At 34.4% G+C, this 18,764-nt stretch carries 15 protein-coding genes; 4 read left to right on the top strand and 11 right to left on the bottom strand.

Going from position 1 to position 18,764, the window contains the following annotated elements; translation table 11 throughout:
- Positions 1-79: 79 nt before the first annotated feature.
- Both DMA14_RS16445 and DMA14_RS16440 read right to left on the bottom strand, forming a co-directional pair.
- A complete protein-coding gene (locus DMA14_RS16445; RefSeq protein ID WP_111425678.1) occupies positions 80-2,266 on the bottom strand; it encodes an alpha-L-rhamnosidase-related protein in 2,187 nt (728 codons plus the stop codon).
- 519 nt (positions 2,267-2,785) lie between these two features.
- Positions 2,786-3,604, bottom strand: coding sequence for an AraC family transcriptional regulator (locus DMA14_RS16440; protein ID WP_012026080.1), 819 nt, complete (start codon positions 3,602-3,604; stop codon positions 2,786-2,788).
- Between the two features lie 100 nt (positions 3,605-3,704).
- Here DMA14_RS16440 and DMA14_RS16435 point away from each other — a divergent pair, with 100 nt between their 5' ends.
- Positions 3,705-4,919, top strand: coding sequence for an MFS transporter (locus DMA14_RS16435; protein ID WP_111425677.1), 1,215 nt, complete (start codon positions 3,705-3,707; stop codon positions 4,917-4,919).
- A 98-nt stretch (positions 4,920-5,017) separates the two neighbouring features.
- On the opposite strand, the gene DMA14_RS16430 is transcribed toward DMA14_RS16435, so the two are convergent.
- Entirely contained in the window at positions 5,018-5,221 is a 204-nt protein-coding gene (locus tag DMA14_RS16430; RefSeq protein ID WP_111425676.1) for a SymE family type I addiction module toxin, read from the bottom strand.
- A gap of 163 nt (positions 5,222-5,384) precedes the next feature.
- On the opposite strand from DMA14_RS16430, the gene DMA14_RS16425 reads away from it, so the two are divergent.
- Positions 5,385-5,591 carry a helix-turn-helix transcriptional regulator gene (locus DMA14_RS16425; RefSeq protein ID WP_111425675.1) on the top strand — a complete coding sequence of 69 codons (207 nt, stop codon included), beginning with the start codon at positions 5,385-5,387 and terminating at the stop codon, positions 5,589-5,591.
- 16 nt (positions 5,592-5,607) lie between these two features.
- Here the strand turns inward: DMA14_RS16425 and DMA14_RS16420 are convergent, their stop codons facing one another.
- From DMA14_RS16420 to DMA14_RS16400, 5 genes are all read right to left on the bottom strand, one after another.
- Entirely contained in the window at positions 5,608-6,336 is a 729-nt protein-coding gene (locus DMA14_RS16420) for a PIN domain-containing protein (protein WP_111425674.1), read from the bottom strand.
- Entirely contained in the window at positions 6,323-6,979 is a 657-nt protein-coding gene (locus DMA14_RS16415; RefSeq protein WP_111425673.1) for a hypothetical protein, read from the bottom strand. The genes DMA14_RS16420 and DMA14_RS16415 overlap by 14 nt, the downstream gene beginning before the upstream one ends.
- 208 nt (positions 6,980-7,187) lie before the next feature.
- The gene (locus DMA14_RS16410) at positions 7,188-8,768 is read right to left on the bottom strand and encodes a sodium:solute symporter (protein WP_111425672.1); all 1,581 of its coding nucleotides are present in this window, start codon (positions 8,766-8,768) and stop codon (positions 7,188-7,190) included.
- Positions 8,765-9,829: a Gfo/Idh/MocA family protein gene (locus DMA14_RS16405; RefSeq protein ID WP_111425671.1), complete on the bottom strand. Its 1,065-nt coding sequence runs from the start codon at positions 9,827-9,829 to the stop codon at positions 8,765-8,767. Before DMA14_RS16405 ends, DMA14_RS16410 begins: the two co-directional genes overlap by 4 nt.
- Positions 9,830-9,991: 162 nt before the next feature.
- On the bottom strand, positions 9,992-12,508 hold the full coding sequence (locus DMA14_RS16400) for an L-rhamnose mutarotase (RefSeq protein ID WP_111425670.1): 2,517 nt from the start codon (positions 12,506-12,508) through the stop codon (positions 9,992-9,994).
- A gap of 433 nt (positions 12,509-12,941) precedes the next feature.
- Here DMA14_RS16400 and DMA14_RS16395 point away from each other — a divergent pair, with 433 nt between their 5' ends.
- Both DMA14_RS16395 and pelA read left to right on the top strand, forming a co-directional pair.
- Entirely contained in the window at positions 12,942-14,618 is a 1,677-nt protein-coding gene (locus tag DMA14_RS16395) for a glycoside hydrolase family 28 protein (protein WP_111425669.1), read from the top strand.
- Positions 14,619-14,630: 12 nt separating this feature from the next.
- On the top strand, positions 14,631-15,809 hold the full coding sequence (pelA, locus tag DMA14_RS16390; RefSeq protein ID WP_111425668.1) for a pectate lyase: 1,179 nt from the start codon (positions 14,631-14,633) through the stop codon (positions 15,807-15,809).
- Positions 15,810-15,945: 136 nt separating this feature from the next.
- Here pelA and DMA14_RS16385 read toward each other — a convergent pair whose 3' ends face one another.
- From DMA14_RS16385 to DMA14_RS16375, 3 genes are all read right to left on the bottom strand, one after another.
- Positions 15,946-16,776 carry an amidohydrolase family protein gene (locus DMA14_RS16385; protein ID WP_111425667.1) on the bottom strand — a complete coding sequence of 277 codons (831 nt, stop codon included), beginning with the start codon at positions 16,774-16,776 and terminating at the stop codon, positions 15,946-15,948.
- A 6-nt stretch (positions 16,777-16,782) separates the two neighbouring features.
- Positions 16,783-17,580 (bottom strand): SDR family oxidoreductase, encoded by a 798-nt coding sequence (locus tag DMA14_RS16380; RefSeq protein ID WP_111425666.1) that lies wholly within the window; start codon positions 17,578-17,580, stop codon positions 16,783-16,785.
- A 169-nt stretch (positions 17,581-17,749) separates the two neighbouring features.
- Positions 17,750-18,763: a zinc-binding alcohol dehydrogenase family protein gene (locus tag DMA14_RS16375; protein ID WP_111425665.1), complete on the bottom strand. Its 1,014-nt coding sequence runs from the start codon at positions 18,761-18,763 to the stop codon at positions 17,750-17,752.
- Between the last annotated feature and the right edge of the window lies 1 nt (position 18,764).

The raw sequence follows: 18,764 nt of genomic DNA, 5'->3' as shown, positions 1-18,764 counted from the left end.
ACTAATTACTAATTACTAATTACTAATCACTCATAACTCATAACTCATAACTCATAACTCATAACCCATAACTCATAACTTATAAAGCCTTATAACTCACTTTATACTCTACATTTGGTTTTACAATCAATTGATATTTGTTTTTTGCTAATTCTGTAATCGTTCCTGAGTTTGTTTTTGGCTTTGATGAACTTTCAAAAATCAATTTTCCTTCTCCTTCTCCTGCTTTCACTTTGATTTCTTTGGTACTGCAATACACGGCAACTTCTCCGTTTGGTGTTGGCACTTTTCCTTCCATCCATTTTAAACCACCTAAATTGGGTTTGATTTCGTATTGAGAATAACCCGGTGCAGTGGGTTTTACGCCCAAATAATATTTTCCTAATAAATAAATCGGACTTGCGCCCCAAGCATGGCAAAGGCTTTTCCCGTAAGGACGACCGTACATCGTTAAATGCTCGGTTCCCTTTTTGTTTGGATTATATTCTTCCCAGAAAGAGGTTGCCCCTTCATTCAGCATTCCGCCCCAATAATCTTTCATTTCTTTTAAAACATAGTTCTGTTCACCCATCGCACATAAAGCTTCCAATTCGTAAAAACGCATGTAAGGTGTTGTGATTTGAAGAACATCTTTATTCAGTAACACTTTATTTTTTACGCTTTGTTTTTGTTCTTCATTAAAATAATTGAAGAAAATACCGAACATATTAGCGTATCTGGTTACGATGTTTTGGATTTTTCCATCGATACGCTGATGTTTCATTACGTTTTCTTTTTTATCCCAAAAGACATCAAATAATTTAGTTTTTAAATCAGTTCCTAATTTTTGATATTGTTTTTGATCTTCAGTTTTTCCAGCAATTTCAGCACTTACTGCCATTGCTTCAAGGCTTCTTGCTAAAAGCATTTGCTCAAAACTAACTTCACCTGTTTTTGGCAATCCGTCTGCCCAATCAATGAAAACCCAATCGCCTTCTAATGGTTCAAGGAATCCGTTTTTGTTTCTTCTTTCTAAACAGAAATCCATAAGCGATTTCATTCTTGGATAAAAAGTTTTGATGAATTTCGTATCGCCTGTATGTAAGTAATAATCGTAAACTCCAACAAACCAATACAACGAATAATCCATTATAATGTTTACGTGAGCCGTTACAGGATCTTTTCCTCGAAGCGCTAACAGTGTTCTTTCTACAGAAGCCGAATCAAAGAATAAATAATAATTCATTAAATAACTTTGGTACGCATCGCCAGACCAAACCCAACGATCACGTTTGATTCCGTCGATAAAAAATTCACGAGAGGTTAAATGCATGGTGTAAGCCGACACATCCCAAATTTTGTTCAATTGCTCATCAGAAGATTTGAATGCACCTCGATAATCTAACGGTAGATATTCATACAACATTGAAATCGAATCGTATTTTACTCCTGCATCTGCATGCACCTGAACATAACGGAATGCTTTTGATCCATCGTGTGTATAAGTTTCAGATTGTTTTCCATCAAAAAATAAATGATCTAATGTTTCGCATTTGGCAGAATCTAACGCTTCTTCACGCGATTCTCCGTAATAAAGCGCTAATTTTCCTTTTCCTTTTAAACCGTGAATTTTAATATAACCGAAAGTTTCTTTACCAAAATCTACTAGTTGACCAGCTCCTATTTTTTCTGTTTTTTTAGCATTTAAAGGTTTGGTTGTTAGTTTAAATTCTGAAGGTTTATTTTCTGGTGAATTAAAATTCCAAGAACCAACAGGAACCCAAGGCGTACCGGATTGTTGTGCTTTTCCGGTTTCATCAATCCAAAGTTTATCTTCGTTGGTTACTTTCCAAGAAGCATCAGATTTCACATATTGACCCGAAATATAAATAGCCGGCAATACTTCCTGATTGTAAACTTTAAAAGAAATTTTGTGTTTTCCGGCAGGAACTGCAATCGATTTTGGCTGTCCGTAAATCTGAACGCCATCTAAAAGTAATTGAAAAGGGCCTTCTGAGTAAATTTTCACTTCGTCTGGTTGTGGAATATCTACTTCTGTTTGAAAAGTAACCAAAGCATACGGACTGTAATATTGCCAAAGCGGAGGAAATACGGCTTCGCGTTCTGTACGTCTAACCTGCATTTTATTGCTTAACCAAACTTCAAAATCTCCTGGATACCAGATCCATGTCGCTTCTTTTTGTTTTTCTTGCGCAAATGACAGCGAACACGAAAAAAGGGCAACAAAAAGAAGTAAAGTCTTAAAAATGGGAAAGCGGTTTAGCATAGTTAGTTTATTTTGGGACTAAAGATAAGTGTTATTTTTACATTTCACAACCTGCACTATCCTGTTATTTCATAAAAAACTATGATTCTTGATAAATTTTTAAGGGAAAAATTATGACTTATCACTTTTTTAGTACTAAAAAAAATGATGTTAGAATTTTATGGGACGCGGATGAGACAGATTCGCTAACGCGAAGACGCGGATGAAAACGGATTTTTTGTTTTTTACTATCAACAGCTTTGTCAAAGTTTTGAAATTAAGAATGTAAGAAACTTTTATAAAGGCTTAAATTTAAAGCCAGCTTACGCATTTTTGTCATTTCGACGTAAGGAGAAATCTTCGCAAGTAACTCCGCAACGAAAGCCCAATCTTTGTCGAGCTTCTCGTGGAGATTTCTCCTTACGTCGAAATGACAATGATTGCGGTTATTTTCAATATAATTAAAAGAAAAAATCCGCATTAATCCGCGTCTTCACGAAGTAAATCCGTTTTATCCGCGTTCTAATTTAGGCTAACAATCTAAGCAATCATCTTTTCAGATTCATTTTCATCTTCTAAAATATAGTTAGAAGGCGTTTTGCCCAAATGCTTTTTGAACATATAAATAAAAGCACTCGCTGTTTCGTAACCTAAATCTAAAGCGATTTCTTTTATGGATTGTTTTTCGCCCAATCTTTTAATGGCTTCAAGTAATTTCATTCGGGTGCGCCAATCGCTGAAATTCATTCCCAATTCTTTTATGAATAATCGCGATAAAGTTCGGCTGCTCATAAAAGAAAGTTCGGCATAATAATCAATTGTTTGTTTACTCGAAACATCACTCATTAAAAGTTCTACCACTTTCTGTAGCCTTTCATCATTTGTAGTAGGCAAAAAAGTGGCGCTTGGCACTATTAAAGCCAGTTCGTCTAAAAAGACATAAATGATTCTTAATTGTGATTCTGTTAAGTTGCCACTTGTTCCAAAAGAAATGATTTTAAAAACCAACTGCTTTAAAAACATCGGAATATCAAACGAAAAACTCTTTTCTGGCAATCCTCCAATTGCAGAAGGATCAATAAAAACACTGTAATAGTTAACATCTTTCTGAAAAGTAACCTGATGCTCTACTCCGCTTGGAATCCAAAGGCCTTGCAACGGATTTACAACCCAAATGTTATTGCCGACTACAACATTCATTACGCCACGAGTTGCATAGATCAATTGAGCTCTTGGATGCGAGTGCGAGATACACATTTCGTTGTTAACTGTTTCAGTATAACCTATAACCGGGATCGAGGAATCTACTTGATATCCAAAATCCGTTGCGACTCTATATGTCCGATATTGACTATTCATTGTCCAAATATAGCAATTCTGACATTCGGATTCTTTTAATCTTTGCAAAAAATAATACAGCTGTTGTTTTTTAGTCAATTTAAAAATCAAAAAATACCACATGGACACTATTAAAGCAAATCCTGACATAGTTAAAAAAACCACTTATTCGATCTTATTCATCATTAGTTTTTCTCACTTAATTAATGATCTTTTACAGGCTGTTGTTCCTTCAATTTATCCACTTTTAAAAGACAATTTTAGTTTAAGTTTTACTCAAATTGGTATTATTACTTTGACTTACCAAATGGTAGCGTCTATTTTACAGCCATTTGTGGGAATGTATACCGATAAAAACTCAAAACCATACTCGCTAATTGTTGGAATGTGTTTTACCATGGTTGGACTTTTCTTTGTTTCGATCGCTTCGAGTTTTATCAACTTATTATTATCAGTAAGCTTAATCGGAATTGGATCTTCGATTTTCCATCCTGAATCTTCGCGTGTAGCGCATTTGGCTTCGGGCGGAAAAAGAGGTTTGGCTCAGTCTATCTTTCAATTGGGAGGAAATGCAGGAAGTGCGATCGGACCATTATTAGCTGCTTTTATCGTTATTCCGCATGGACAATCTTATATCGCTTGGTTTTGTATTATTGCGTTAGTGGGTGTTTTTGCTTTGTATAAAATTGCGATTTGGTACACGGCACATTTATCTGAAAGAAATGCTAATAAAGCTTCTCATCAAATCGAGACACATCATTTGTCTAAAAACCGAGTAATTGCTTCGTTGATTATTTTATTAGTTCTGATTTTCTCTAAGTATTTCTACATGAGCAGTATTACAAGTTATTATACTTTCTTCTTGATAGATAAATTCCACATTACGATTCAGCAATCGCAAGTATATTTATTCTTGTTCTCTGGCGCTGTTGCTGCTGGAACTTTAATTGGAGGACCAATCGGAGATCGATACGGCAGAAAATATGTAATCTGGGTTTCAATTCTTGGTGTTGCTCCATTTACTTTGATGCTTCCATACGTTTCATTATTCTGGGTTGGAACTTTATCTGTAATTATCGGATTAATTCTTTCTTCGGCTTTCTCTGCGATTCTAGTTTATGCAACTGAATTAATGCCAGGAAAAGTCGGACTTGTAGCAGGTCTTTTCTTCGGATTTGCTTTCGGAATGGGCGGTTTAGGTTCTGCTATTTTAGGAAAAATTGCCGATGCTACAAGTATCGAATATGTATTTAAGATTTGTGCATTTCTGCCTTTAATTGGGGTTATTACTGGGTTCTTGCCTAATTTGGAGAAGAAAAAGAAAGCTCAGGAATAATTTTAAACACATAGAAACATAGTATTTGGATTGTCTTTAAAAGGCATTTTATTTCATAATAAAACACATAGTTTTCTCAATTGAAAGCTATGTGTTTTTTATTTCGTTTCAATTTCATTATTGGTTGTAATAATGATTTTATTTTGCTGATGTTCAATCGTTACGAAATTCCCGTAATTAAAACCGATTTCCTGAAGCCATTTTCCGCAAAGACGTATTTCTGGAAATATAACGTATTGATGGTACGATCTTGCGATATGTCTTGGCTGTATTTTTAATCGTCTTTTTACTGATTGTTTCATTTTATTTTTATTTCATCGAAACAAAAATAGTAAAAATTATACTACAAATAATATTTTTAAGACACTAAATTGTCGTTTTAGGGCAACTTTGATGATTTCAACTATTCTTTTTCTTATATTTAAATTATAAGATATTTGCATGAAATATCAATAAATCAACATTGTGTCGAAACTTAAATTAAATAGAATAAAAGTTGTTTTGGTTGAAAACAATCGAACTAGTAAGGAATTAGCCACTCATTTGGGTAAAACTGTATCGACTGTTTCTCGTTGGTGTACAAATGAAGCTCAACCTTCTATTGAAACACTTTATGAGATTTCTAAATATTTGAAGGTTGATATTCGGGAGTTGTTGGTTTCTACGAGATAATAAAAAGAAATTAAAATCAAAGGAAATTTTTAATTTCTTTTAAATTTTGACAACAAATTAAGTCAACTACAGAAGCTTCCGCTATAAGTGCCCCATGAAAAGTTTTTGGCATTCTTGATTTATCAATAAAATCATCGGTATTGACAGTATAAAATATTTTTTTATAATTATCCGCTGCCTCTTTTGTGGCATTAATTCTTTCCGAAACTAAAATCATCGTTTCCCAAACTACACAATCTTTGAACTCATTTTTTTTGTTAGCCGGTGGCCTTCTAAAGGCTATTCTTTCTAATGATTTATTTGCAACTTCATCGGTTTCGACAAAATAAGTTTTAGAGATTATACTCTCTGCTAATTTTACTAGATCATTTACTAAATTTTTGTCATGTAATGATTCAGACTCATATATTGTAGCATTAATTTCATTAATCACATTAATAGTGTTAAAATGAAAATCCGTTGTTTGTATTAATGAGTCTTTAACAGAATTTATAACTAATTCTTCGTTATCATTCCATTCCTTTATAGTTAATGCAGAAGCGATTGAATAAAATGAATCAGATTGAATCAATGCGTTTATTTCGTTTAAGATTTTATAATCATTAACATTTCCATTTCTATAAAGAAATCTAATTATCTCAAGTAACGAACAAGTGTCCCAAAATAAGATATTTTTTTTATTTGCATTATAAATCGCAACAAAATCATCAACTGATAGTGCTGATTTTCCACTAATTTTGCTCATATTTTTCTAATAGATCTAATGAATATTCAAAATCTAATCCTAACTTGTGTGCCATGTCATTTGACCATCCATTTTCTTCAAACCATTCAATTAATTCATCGACACCAACTTCAATTCCATTTCTAAAAACAATAAAAATAAATTCGCACCAACGCTCAAAATCGTATGGATGAGAATTACCAGTAGATTTATTTGCTCCGTTAGAAAATGCAAGTAAACTTTTTAAAGCATCATCGCCAATTGTTTCAATAATTTGCTTTTCTGGCTTTGTTAAAATTATATTAGCTTCATACTTAATGCATAACTGTTTAATAAAGTTCTCATAAAATTTATTCAATAAAAAATTATACTCATCATAATCTAAACTATTATCTATAAGTGGAATTATATTAAAAACTTCCAAATAACCGTTATAATCCCACATCCAAAGAGCTCCTTTAATATCTTTATCTTCAAATTTGTATTTATCAGTTTCTACACAAAGAACAATTTTACTTGAACTGAACGAATTTTTTTTATAATTATCAATAAAATCCTGTCTTATTTTCCAATTAGATTTTTCTATTAAATATTTTAAATCATCCACAAAATGTTGATTTTCGAGACTTTTTAAATGTATTTGTAAATTTTGATATACTTTCATTTTTATTTTGTTCTGTTAATTATTCAATGGTTTTTAATGTCATTAAAAATAGTTGTATAAATATAAGTGACTTACTCTAACAAACCTACTATTCAATTTTTTAAATTCATATTGTCAAATATATTTTATCTTTTTTTAATCATAAAATAAAAACGCTCCCTTGTACTAAAGAAGCGTTTATATAAATTTATAGAGTTGAGTTAACTAATTAATGTCCATTAAAAACCAAATACAAAACCAAAATAGTCAATCCCAACAAACCAAACAAAAGCTTCACCTTTTTACTGGTTTTAGGAATATCCCTTTCATCTGAAACATTAACTTCAGGATTTTTATCGGTTAAAGAAATAATAACTGCTGTAATTAAAAGCACAGCGAAAATGTAAAACGAAATCAATAAAAAGTGAGGCCAAACTGGATATTTATCCGCAGGAAAAATCCATAAATACAAAACCCCAACAAACAAACTAAACGCCGAACCCCAAGAAAGCGTTGCATTTACTGCTTTTTTGGTAGTGCGTTTCCAGAAAACACTCAAAAGGAAAACAACAGATAACGAAGGCGCCAAGAAACCTAAAACCGCCTGAAAAATGTTGAATAAATTCTGTCCTTTGATATTATCAATCGCAACGGCAATCAGAATCGCAAATACACATCCTGCAGCAATTGTTAATCGCCCAATTTTAATCTGATCTTTAATAGTTGCCGTCGGGTTTATTTTCTTTACATAAATATCATTCGTAAAAACGGTGCTCAAAGCATTTAACGAAGAACCAATTGTTCCCACCAAAACCGCAATCATCACGCAGATTACCAAACCGTTCATTCCGCTTGGGAAAAGATTCGTAACCATTGTCATATAAGCCAAATCAGAATTGCTTCCTAATTCTGGATATAACGCATAACACAAAATTCCGGGTAAAATAAATAACGGCAATGCCATAACTTTTAACCATCCTATAAAGTTAACTCCCAATTGTCCCTGCTCCAGATTTTTAGCTCCCAAAACACTCTGAACCATCGATTGATCAGTACAGAAAAAAGCAACCGCAGCTACAGGATATCCTAACAAAATAGCGGGCCACGGATAATGCGCATCATCTGAAGGACGAACTAAATTCCAAAAGTTTGAAGGTGTTTTGGCAATTAAAACATCGATTCCGCCCAATTTTTGTAAACCTAAAAAGGAAAGTGTCAGCGAAACTACAATTAATAAAATCATCTGAAAAACATTCACTTTTGCAATTGCTTTTAAACCTCCGGCGAACGTAAATATTCCAGAGAAAATCACTAAAACCGTAACACTCTGCCACATTGGAATTCCTAAAATCTGACGCACTAAAACGCCTCCGCTGAATAATCCTAAAGACAACCAGCTTACTAGTATTTTTACCAAAGCATACCAAGCCAAAATATTCTGCGTACTGTCGCCGTAGCGTTTTCCCATATATTCGGGCATTGTGCTTACTTTACTCGCAATATATCTTGGCGCAAAAACCATTGCCAAAAGCAGTAAAAATACAAAAGCATACCATTCGAAATTTCCTGCTACAATTCCCGTTGCGTAACCAATACTCGCAAAAGCCAATAATGACGAAGGCCCAACGTTGGTTCCCCACATATTAAACCCGATGCTGTACCAGTTTAAGGAGTTTCCGGCCAGAAAAAGTGTTTCGTTTTTCTTTCTCTGCTTCATACTTACCACATATCCAATGACTAACAAAGCCACCAAATACCCCGCAACAATGACAAAATCGAGTGTGGTTAATTTGTCGTAGATACTGTTCATAGTCCGTATTCGTTAAGAATATCAGCAATTTTAACCGGCATTCCAGTTTGCAAAGATTTATCCATTGCTTGTAACAAAGCCACAGTTCCAATTCCTTCTTCCATGTTTGGATACGCTTCAAAACCTTGCTCGATACTATCTGTAAAATACTCTAAGTAATTCTGATATTCTCCGCCGTGGTGACTTTGTCCTTCAAAACGGAAATAATATTTTATCGTACTGTCGCCCCAAGTAATCACTTTTTCTTCGCCAGTTCTATCTGTAATCGCATAGCGTAATTCGTGATAATCTGCCTGGCTTGCTCCTTCTGTAGCTCGCAGAATTGTGCTCATTCCGCTGTCACGTTGCGCTGGCTGAGTCGGCGAAGTATAAACACCGCTTACACGGGCAATTCTTCCATCGGTTGCTTTGAAAATAAAATGCATTGTATCTTCATTCTTCAATCCTGCATTTTGTCCATTACTGCTGATCATTCCGTAACCCATCACTTCCTGAATATTCGGCAAATACCATCTGATGAAATCTACAGGATGACTCAAACCTCCATACAACCATTTAAACGATTGCAAAAGCGACCATTCTTTTTTCAAAAACCATCTGTGATCAGCGTGGTATTGTGCTTCAATTGTAATTAAATCTCCAATTAATCCTGCTTCATAATCGGCTCTTTGTCTTTTGGCTGGTTCGAAGAAACGGGAACTTTGCCCAATAAAAACTTTCTTTCCTGTCGATTTGCTTAATTCTAAAAGCTCTTTTGCATCCGAAAGATCATCAATAAACGGTTTTGTACACACGACATGTTTTCCACTCAATAAAGCTTGCTTTACGTGTTGTGCGTGAAGATGATCTGGCGTATAAATCGCTATAATATCAATTGACGAATCGTTTAACAAATCGTCGTAATTGGTTGTGTACGAATGAAAATCGAATTCTTTCGCTCGCTGTTTACACAATTCTTCATTTCGGTCGCATATTTTAACGAGTTCTAGTTTTGAACTTTCTATAGCAGCCGACATTGTGCTTCGTCCTTCTCCAAGTCCTAGAATGGCTATTTTTAACATGAGGTGTGGTTATTTTAGATTGTTGATTTTGTTTTTTTGCCACAGATTAAAAGGATTAAATGGATTTTTAAATCTGTGGAAATCCTTTAATCTGTGGCTAAATATTTTTTTTCGCGTTTAAACCCGACAGGTTTTAAAAACCTGTCGGGTTTATTATGCTTATTATTTTTTTGCTTCTATTTCTACTTTGTTTAGAAAAATCCAAGTTTCGTCTGGTTTTGCGCCTTCGATTCCGCTTTGGTATTTTTTCATTAAGGCATTCCAATCGTCCACACGCGGATTATTTTCCGTTGTCTTTGGATTTAGTTTATCCAAATTTTCTCCTTTCGGAATACTGATTACCAAAATCAATTGACGGTCTTTTTTGAAAACCTGCAATTGCTGAAAATCGGCATTACAGAAACCTTTGGCTACTTCTGGCCATTTTTCGAATTGTGTTTTATGATACTCTACATATTCTTTTTGCAGTTTTTCATCGGCTGGAAGATTCGCTGTTAAAACAATATTTTCCCAATCTGATGCTGGTTTTGAATCTTTACATCTTTCGAAATTTTGGAAATCATAAACTAAATCTTCATAGATTTTAATTTCTAAAGAAGGAAAAGCGCCCGCTAGTTTTCGTTTTGTTCTTTCGGGCTGATTCATCTTTCCGTAAATCACCAAATGATTTTTCCATTGATACAATTCCTGACCTACAATTCTAAAACCAACCAAAGTCGATTTGATTTTTTCGATATCAAAATCAGAACCAATCAATTCGATCACATACGGTTTTGGCATTTCCTGCAATCCCCATTTTTCATCGATTACAACTTCTTTTTCTAAATCTTTATAAGGCGCTCTAATTCCTGCTGCATCTTTTATTTTAGTGCTCACATACGGATCATTGTGTTCCCAAATATTTCCTTTTGGACCGTTATGGTTTTTAAGGATTTTCTTTTCGGCAATCCAATTGTTTTTAATCGTAAAACCTTCACTTCCTTCATCGGTATATAAATACAGCCATAAAAACGGATCGTGTGCATACGGACTGTTGTAAACTTTGTCGATATAATTTTCTTCAATTCGACTGCCAGGTTGAGCTGAAAGCGTATAAATTCCTGCAACATCATGTAAATGTTTGGCATAATGATGAATTTTATTCGCCAGAATTTTATTGTTCTGCATTACGTTTGGCGTGTGCGTCCAACCCCAGCCCATTGCCATTCCGGAATATGAAACATCTGAAATTTCGTTGTGTTCAATTGTGATGTTTCTAACAAAACCAGCGCTGATTCCCAAAGTTCCCCAATCTTCATTGGTTACGTTGGTGATTAAATTATCCGAAATCACTTCATCAGAACACATTTCTCTTTCATCTTTTATGATTAAAGGCAAATGCGCTTCAAAAGCTTCTTCTGAGAAAATCCCAACATTGATGGCACTTCCGCCAATATCTTTAAATAAATTTCCTTTTACGGTATTGTGATTTGTTCCTTTATTTAAATCTAAACCTGTCGAAGCCAGATGCTCAAAACGACAAGATTCAAACTGAATATTATTAGCATAATTAACTTCTACCGCTGCACGAGGTCTTCCTACCCAAGCTTGATTTTCTAAATTCGCCTGATTTGGCGTTCCTGGAACTTTAAGTTTATAAGCATCCAACAAATACAAACCCGACTGCAACGGCACATGGCCTTGCTGTGAAGGACGTAGCCAGTTGCTGTACTGAAACGAAATTCCTTTAAATTGAAAATGGTGTACAGGCGAATCGATCGTTCCTTTTACTTCAACCAGATTTTCTAAAACAGGTGCGGTTACAACTGCCGAATTAATATCTTCTCCAACTCTTGGAACATAATAGATTTTAGCATTTTTCTTATCCAAATACCATTCTCCAGGCTCGTTTAAAAGTGAAAAAGCATTGTTTAAAAAATAAGCAGAATTCCCGTTATTTTTAGAAATCCACGGAGCAGGCCACGGATGTTCACTTTGAATACGGCTTTCTGGCTCTTCAAACGAAAGTTTGGCGCTGTCTTTTTGTACTTCGATATTTTTGATGCGTAAGTTGGCATTCGACCACCATTGTACGATAAACATTTCCATTCCCGGCTCGAACTTCATCGACTTATCTTTAAACGGAATCCAACAAGTTTGTTCTTCGTGATTCCATGATAAAATACGTTCCATTGTGGTCCCCTCAGTATTTTTGGCTCTAACGGCTTTTTTACCGTTTACCCACAATTGTCTGTAATCAATTAGGCTTCCTGCTTTTTTAGGAGCATCGGTTACCCAAACAGCACCTTTTTTTAGTCCGTTGATAACCGTTGTCGATTTTGTCCAGTTTTTAATTTCTATTCCACCGCTTATAATGGGTCTTGCATTTACATCGGCTTCAATTGTTGTAGGACTATCTGCTGTTCCAGAATCTTCTGGTCGTACAAATAAAGGTTCGTTTAAATAATACGTTCCGTTCATTACTATAATTCGAATTCCGTCTTTTATTGATGGATCTTTTAAGCGACGAAGTTCTCTGGCTTTTCGCATTGCCATGTGAACCGTTGCCAACGGGCTCTCTTTGGTTCCAGAATTTATATCTTTTCCAGTTGGAGAAACCCAGATTTCAGCAGCATTTGCCGAAACTGTAAATACCATTAAAAAAATGATCAGTAATTTGTTGAAAGGAATTGAACGCATTATTTTCTTTTTTTCTTCTGAAAAATTATCAGGATATAAATTTTAAGTACTAAAAATTTTACATCATGATTAATTTTAACAGATAAATTAAATATTCGGCACAATTTAATCGAACATAAAAAACTATGCATCCTGTACCCTCCTGTAACTTTGATAAACATTATGTTTTATACACTTTTATATAAAAACAGTCATTTCATTTTCTATTGATTTCACATTCAAAAAAAATTAAATTCACAAAAAAGATGTGATAAATAGGCTAGAATTTCTATTTCATAATATTTTTTTAATAGATTTGTGTAATCGATTACATTGAATATTTCAAATTAAAAAAGTATAATTTTATTTATTGAATAAAAATTTCAGTAATTAAAAATTGAATTATCAGTGAATCTATTTCCCTAAAAAGACTTTTAACTATAATAGAATAAGAATGAAAACTAACCGAATTAACCTTTTATGTGTCGCTCTAGCCTCTTTTGCTTTGAGTTTCAACACCACTTCGGCACAAAAATCTGCTGACACGTATAAAAATATTGAATTTAAAATGGCTGAAGTACAGGAACCTGTAATTCCGCAGTACAGTGTGAATCTAAAAGACTTTGGTGCAGTAAATGGCGGTTATGTTTTGAATACAAAAGCTTTTGCGGATGCGATTGATGCATTGTCTAAAAAAGGCGGTGGAAAACTGATTATTCCACCTGGAATTTGGCTGACTGGTCCAATCATTCTAAAAAGTAATATTGAACTTCATGCAGAAAGAGGTGCATTAATCAAATTCAGTACCGATAAATCTTTATATCCAATAATCGAAACCAGCTTTGAAGGTTTAAATACATGGCGATGCATCTCTCCTATTTATGGCAAAAATTTAGAAAATATAGCATTTACAGGAAATGGTGTTTGGGATGGTTCTGGCGAAGCTTGGCGACAAGTTAAAAAGAGCAAACTAACAGATGAACAATGGAAGAAATTTGTAGCTTCTGGCGGGGTTTTAAATGAAAAGAAAGACAGCTGGTATCCTTCTGAACAATATTTAAAAGGTGCTAAAGGTGCCGATCAGAACATTCGTCTTGATTTAAAAACAAAAGAAGATTTTGAAGCTATTCATGATTTCCTTCGTCCTGTTTTGGTAAGCATACAAAATAGTAAAAGAGTGCTATTTGACGGACCTGTTTTCCAAAATTCTCCTGCGTGGAATATTCACCCGTTATTAATTGAAGATTTAATTGTTCGAAATATAACCGTTCGCAATCCATGGTTTTCTCAAAACGGCGACGGACTTGATGTAGAATCTTGTAAAAATGTAGTAATCGAAAACTCAAGTTTTGATGTGGGTGACGATGCCATCTGCATTAAATCAGGCAAAGATAAAGATGGACGTGATAGAGGTGTTCCTTGCGAAAATATCATCGTTAAAAACAATATCGTGTATCATGGTCATGGCGGTGTTACAGTTGGAAGTGAGATGTCTGGTGGTGTAAAAAACCTGCACGTTTCTAACTGTACTTTTATGGGAACTGATGTTGGTCTTCGTTTTAAAAGTACTCGCGGACGTGGCGGTGTTGTAGAAAACATTTACATTTCAGATGTTTTTATGACCGATATTCCATCTCAGGCAATTTCTTTTGATTTGTATTACGGAGGAAAATCAATCGCTGAGACTTTAGCAGAAGGCGGCAATACGGTTAGCACAAAAGCGATTCCAGTAAACGAAGAAACGCCTCAGTTTAAAAATATCGTAATCAAAAACATCACAATTAAAGGCGCTCAGCAAGCTGTCTTTTTACAAGGTCTCCCGGAAATGAATTTAGAAAATATTGAAATCACAAACTTGATTGCTAAGGCACAAAAAGGTTTTTCTATAATTGATGCTAACGGAATTAAAATCAGTAACGCACAATTGGATATTGAGGCTAAAAATGCTTTCGAAATATACAACACTAAAAACCTTTCGCTGAAAAATATCGAGTTCAATCCTTCTTCATCAAATGCGATTACAATTAATGGTGAAGCGAGCAAAAATATTGATTTAAGTGGTTCTTCTGCTAATTTTTCTAAGACGACTACTATTGACAAAAACGTGCCTAAGAAAGCGGTTAAATTCTAAAAACGAGATTCTATGTTCAATTCCATAAATAGCTCGAAATTATTGGCATCTGCGTTTTGCGCTTTTTCATTTTTATGCTTGCATGCGCAGTCAAATAGTGAAATCAGTACAAAACCTTTTACTGATGGCACTAACCATTGGTACTTTATAAAAGACAAAACCAATATCATAAATCCAGTGCCAAATCAGCCGAAATATGCTGAAACGGATTATACGAAAATTGCCGATAATATTCTGTATTTCCAACGCGACAATGGCGGATGGCCAAAAAATTATGACATGAAAGCTATTTTGACTCCACAACAAATAGACAGTGTAGTTAAAACGAAATATATTGAGCATACTACTTTTGATAATGAAACAACTTATACGCACATTCATTATCTGGCACAGGTTTATACGCTCACAAAAGATCCGAGGTATAAAGATGGATGCTTGCGTGGCATTAATTTCACCATAAAAGCACAATATCCAAACGGAGGCTGGCCACAATATTTTCCTTTAGAAAAAGGCTATAGTCGACATATTACTTTTAATGATGGAGCGTATATGGGAATCATGAATCTTTTAAAAAAGATTGTAAATAATGATCCTGATTATGCTTTTATTGACGCTAAAATCCGAAAAAAAGTAGTCAACGCTTACCAAAAAGGACTGGATTGTATTTTAAAAATGCAAATTAAAGACAACGGAAAATTGACTGCTTGGTGCCAACAACACGACGAAATAACACTTGAACCTGCATGGGCACGTAAATTTGAACCGCCAAGCATCTGCAATGCAGAAAGTGTTGATGTAGTTTTGTTTTTAATGGATATTGATAATCCAAATGAAAAAATTATTAATGCGGTACAAGGTGCTATAAAATGGTTTCAGGATTCTAAAATCTATAATACCAGAGTTGAAAGTTTTGCTGCTGAAGAAATGGAATCTAAATACAAGAAAATCAAAAATGACGTAAGAGTCGTGCACGATACTACTGTTCCGCCTATTTGGACTCGTTATTACGAACTTAAAACACATCGTCCTTTATTCTCCGATCGTGACAGTGAGTTTCTATATTCTTTAGCCGAAGTAAGCCGTGAAAGAAGAACAGGTTATGCCTGGTATACGGATAAACCTGAAAAGGCTTTGAAGAAATATCCTGAATGGCAGAAGAAATGGGCTCCGGAAAATGATGTTTTGAAATAATTTTTTCGCCACAAATTCACAAATTAAAAATATTGTATCTGCGAAAATTAGTTGAGAAAATATTTAGCCACAGATTAAAGGATTTTCACAGATTTTTTAATCATTTTAATCCTTTAATCTGTGGCTAAAAATCTATTTATAGGTTATAAAATGCATTCGCATTCTCAAACCAAATCTTATTTTGATCTTCAATTAAAAACTTCGAAATATAATCTTCCAATGTTTTTACCACTTCACTATAATCAGAAGCAACATTGAGAACTGGCCAATCTGAGCCGTACATTAATTTATCAATTGAAAAGTTTTCAAAAATTACATCTAAATACGGTTTTAAATCTTCTGGTTTCCAGTTTTTCCAATCGGCTTCTGTGACCATTCCTGAGATTTTACACCAAACGTTTTCGTACTTTGCAATTTCTTCGATTCCCTTTTTCCAAGAATCAATACTTCCCGATTTGATATCTGGTTTGGCAATATGATCAATTACAAATTTTTGATTTGGAAAATCTTTTACCAAACTTATTGCAGCTGGTAATTGACGTTCGAAAATCAATATATCGTAAGTATAATTAAATGCTTTTAAAGCTGCGATTCCTCTTCTAAATTCTGCTCCTAACATAAAATCATCAGCTTCGCCTTGAACGACGTGTCTAAAACCTTTCAGCTTTTTTTTATCTGAAAAGAATTGCAAACGGTCAGCAATATTCTCATTTCGCAAATCAATCCAGCCGACAACTCCTTTTATGAAATCATTTTTAGAAGCCAAATCCAATAAAAAATGAGTTTCCTCTTCTGACTGACTTGCCTGAACTGCAACACAACCTTCAAACTGATTTTCTTTTAATAATGGCTGTAAATCTTCAGGAAGAAAATCTCTTTGAATATTCTGCATGGTTTCATCAATCCAGCTGTCTCTAACGGGATCAAACTTCCAAAAATGCTGATGGGAATCTATTCTTTTACTCATATCTTTTTAATTAACATCGCTTATCAAAGCGCGATCTAAATGTACGTAACCTCCATCCACAAAAACAAATTGTCCCGTTGTATGCGACGATTTTTCTGAGATGATAAAAAGTGCTGTATCTGCAATTTCTTCTGTTTTGGTCATACGACTTTCTAACGGAATCGTTTTACTAATTTTTTTCAAAACTGCCTCTCCGTCTGGCAATGTTTTAATCCAATCTTCGTAAGCAGGCGTATAACTTTCAGCAATAATAATCGCATTCGAACGTATTCCAAACTGAATCAAATCTACTGCCCATTCTCTTGTTAAGCCTAAAACACCGCCTTTCGCAGCAGCGTAACCAGAAGTTCCTCCTTGACCTGTTAAAGCCACTTTTGAACCTATATTTAAGATATTTCCTTTTGATTCTTTTAAATAAGGAAGTGCATATTTAGCCAATAAAAAGTAACTTACTACATTTAACTTCAATGAATCCATAAATTCCTCGTAAGAAGCATCTAATCCTGCACCATCATTTACACCAACATTATTAATTATAGCATCGATTCTTCCATATTTAGCTCCGATTACTTTTACGGCATTTTCGATTGCAACAGGATCTGTTACATCAGTTTGTACAAATAGTGAATTAACTCCTCTTTTTTGAAGCCTTTCTACGTATTCGAAACCTCTAGCGTTCCTGTCAACCAAAACCGGAATTGCGCCTTCATCTGCCAATCTATTCACGATTGTTTCTCCGATACTGCCTTCTTTTCCAGCTGAACCAGAAACGACAACTATTTTATTTTTCAAGTTTAAATCCATTTTTTGTGGGTATTTAAAGTTATATTTTTCCTCATTTTTGTCATTTCGACGAAGGAGAAATCTTCGTAAGTAGCTCCATATAGAAATTCGCCAATCTTTGTAGAGTTTCTCGCGAAGATTTCTCCTTCGTCGAAATGACAAACTAGATGTAAAAACTCAACTGTAATTCTTAATCTATTTCAATCAGCGCCTTAATCACATTATTTTTCGGATCAATCAAATTCCCAAAATCAGTAATCATTTCATCAAAACTAGTTCTGTGTGTGATGTATTTTTTAGGATCGATTTTTCCTTCTTTCAGACATTTCATTACATATTCAAAATCTTCAATAGTCGCATTTCGGCTGCTCATTAAAGTCGATTCTCTTTTGTGGAAATCGGGATGACTAAAACTTAATTCGCCTTTTTGAAGTCCAACCAAAACAAATCTTCCGCCGTGTGAAATATAATTAAAAGCGCTGTTCATTACTTTCTGATTTCCTGTAGCATCAATAACCACATTTGCCATATCACCGTTTGTCAATTCAGCTAACTTTTGCGCAACATCATCATTTAACGGATTAATCGTTTCATCTGCATTTAGTTCCGTTTTACAGAAATTTAATCTGTAATCGTTAATGTCCATTACGATTACTTTTGCTCCGGCAATTTTAGCAAACTGAATCAAACCAATTCCGATTGGTCCTGCTCCCATTACCAAAACAGTATCAGTTGGTTTTACAGCCGCTCTTCTAACGCCGTGCGCCGCAATTGCCAAAGGTTCAACCAAAGCCAATTCATCATAATCTAAACCTTGACCGTGCAATAAATATTGTTCTGGAATCGAAACATATTCAGCCATTCCGCCGTCAATATGAACACCGAAAACTTTAATATTTACGCAGCAGTTTGTCAATCCGTTTCTGCAGGCAACACATTTTCCGCAGTTGAAATATGGAATAAAAGTCACTTTATCTCCCGGTTTAAATCCTTCTGCATTTCCCTTTACATATTCAGCAGCCAATTCGTGACCTAAAATTCTTGGATATTCAAAATACGGCTGAGTTCCACCAAAAGCGTGAATATCAGTTCCGCAGATTCCGATTCTTTTAATTTTCAATAAAACTTCTCCCTCTTTTGGTTCTGGAATATTGGTTTCTTTTAATAGAAATTCCTGAGGTTTTTCGCAAACAATATATTTCATT

The sequence above is a fragment of the Flavobacterium sharifuzzamanii genome (assembly GCF_003254585.1).
Classification (GTDB): domain Bacteria; phylum Bacteroidota; class Bacteroidia; order Flavobacteriales; family Flavobacteriaceae; genus Flavobacterium; species Flavobacterium sharifuzzamanii.
Note: the sequence above shows the minus strand (reverse complement) of the source record. Positions and strands in the feature narration are given on the sequence as shown.

Bases quoted from the DNA above. Each gene is read 5' to 3' on its own strand.
- DMA14_RS16435 (WP_111425677.1), top strand. From the start codon at position 3,705: ATGGACACTATTAAAGCAAATCCTGACATAGTTAAAAAAACCACTTAT.
- DMA14_RS16380 (WP_111425666.1), bottom strand. From the start codon at position 17,580: ATGGATTTAAACTTGAAAAATAAAATAGTTGTCGTTTCTGGTTCAGCT.
- DMA14_RS16410 (WP_111425672.1), bottom strand. From the start codon at position 8,768: ATGAACAGTATCTACGACAAATTAACCACACTCGATTTTGTCATTGTT.
- DMA14_RS16430 (WP_111425676.1), bottom strand. From the start codon at position 5,221: ATGAAACAATCAGTAAAAAGACGATTAAAAATACAGCCAAGACATATC.
- DMA14_RS16415 (WP_111425673.1), bottom strand. From the start codon at position 6,979: ATGAAAGTATATCAAAATTTACAAATACATTTAAAAAGTCTCGAAAAT.
- DMA14_RS16405 (WP_111425671.1), bottom strand. From the start codon at position 9,829: ATGTTAAAAATAGCCATTCTAGGACTTGGAGAAGGACGAAGCACAATG.
- DMA14_RS16445 (WP_111425678.1), bottom strand. From the start codon at position 2,266: ATGCTAAACCGCTTTCCCATTTTTAAGACTTTACTTCTTTTTGTTGCC.
- DMA14_RS16385 (WP_111425667.1), bottom strand. From the start codon at position 16,776: ATGAGTAAAAGAATAGATTCCCATCAGCATTTTTGGAAGTTTGATCCC.
- DMA14_RS16400 (WP_111425670.1), bottom strand. From the start codon at position 12,508: ATGCGTTCAATTCCTTTCAACAAATTACTGATCATTTTTTTAATGGTA.
- DMA14_RS16395 (WP_111425669.1), top strand. From the start codon at position 12,942: ATGAAAACTAACCGAATTAACCTTTTATGTGTCGCTCTAGCCTCTTTT.
- DMA14_RS16420 (WP_111425674.1), bottom strand. From the start codon at position 6,336: ATGAGCAAAATTAGTGGAAAATCAGCACTATCAGTTGATGATTTTGTT.
- pelA (WP_111425668.1), top strand. From the start codon at position 14,631: ATGTTCAATTCCATAAATAGCTCGAAATTATTGGCATCTGCGTTTTGC.
- DMA14_RS16440 (WP_012026080.1), bottom strand. From the start codon at position 3,604: ATGAATAGTCAATATCGGACATATAGAGTCGCAACGGATTTTGGATAT.
- DMA14_RS16375 (WP_111425665.1), bottom strand. From the start codon at position 18,763: ATGAAATATATTGTTTGCGAAAAACCTCAGGAATTTCTATTAAAAGAA.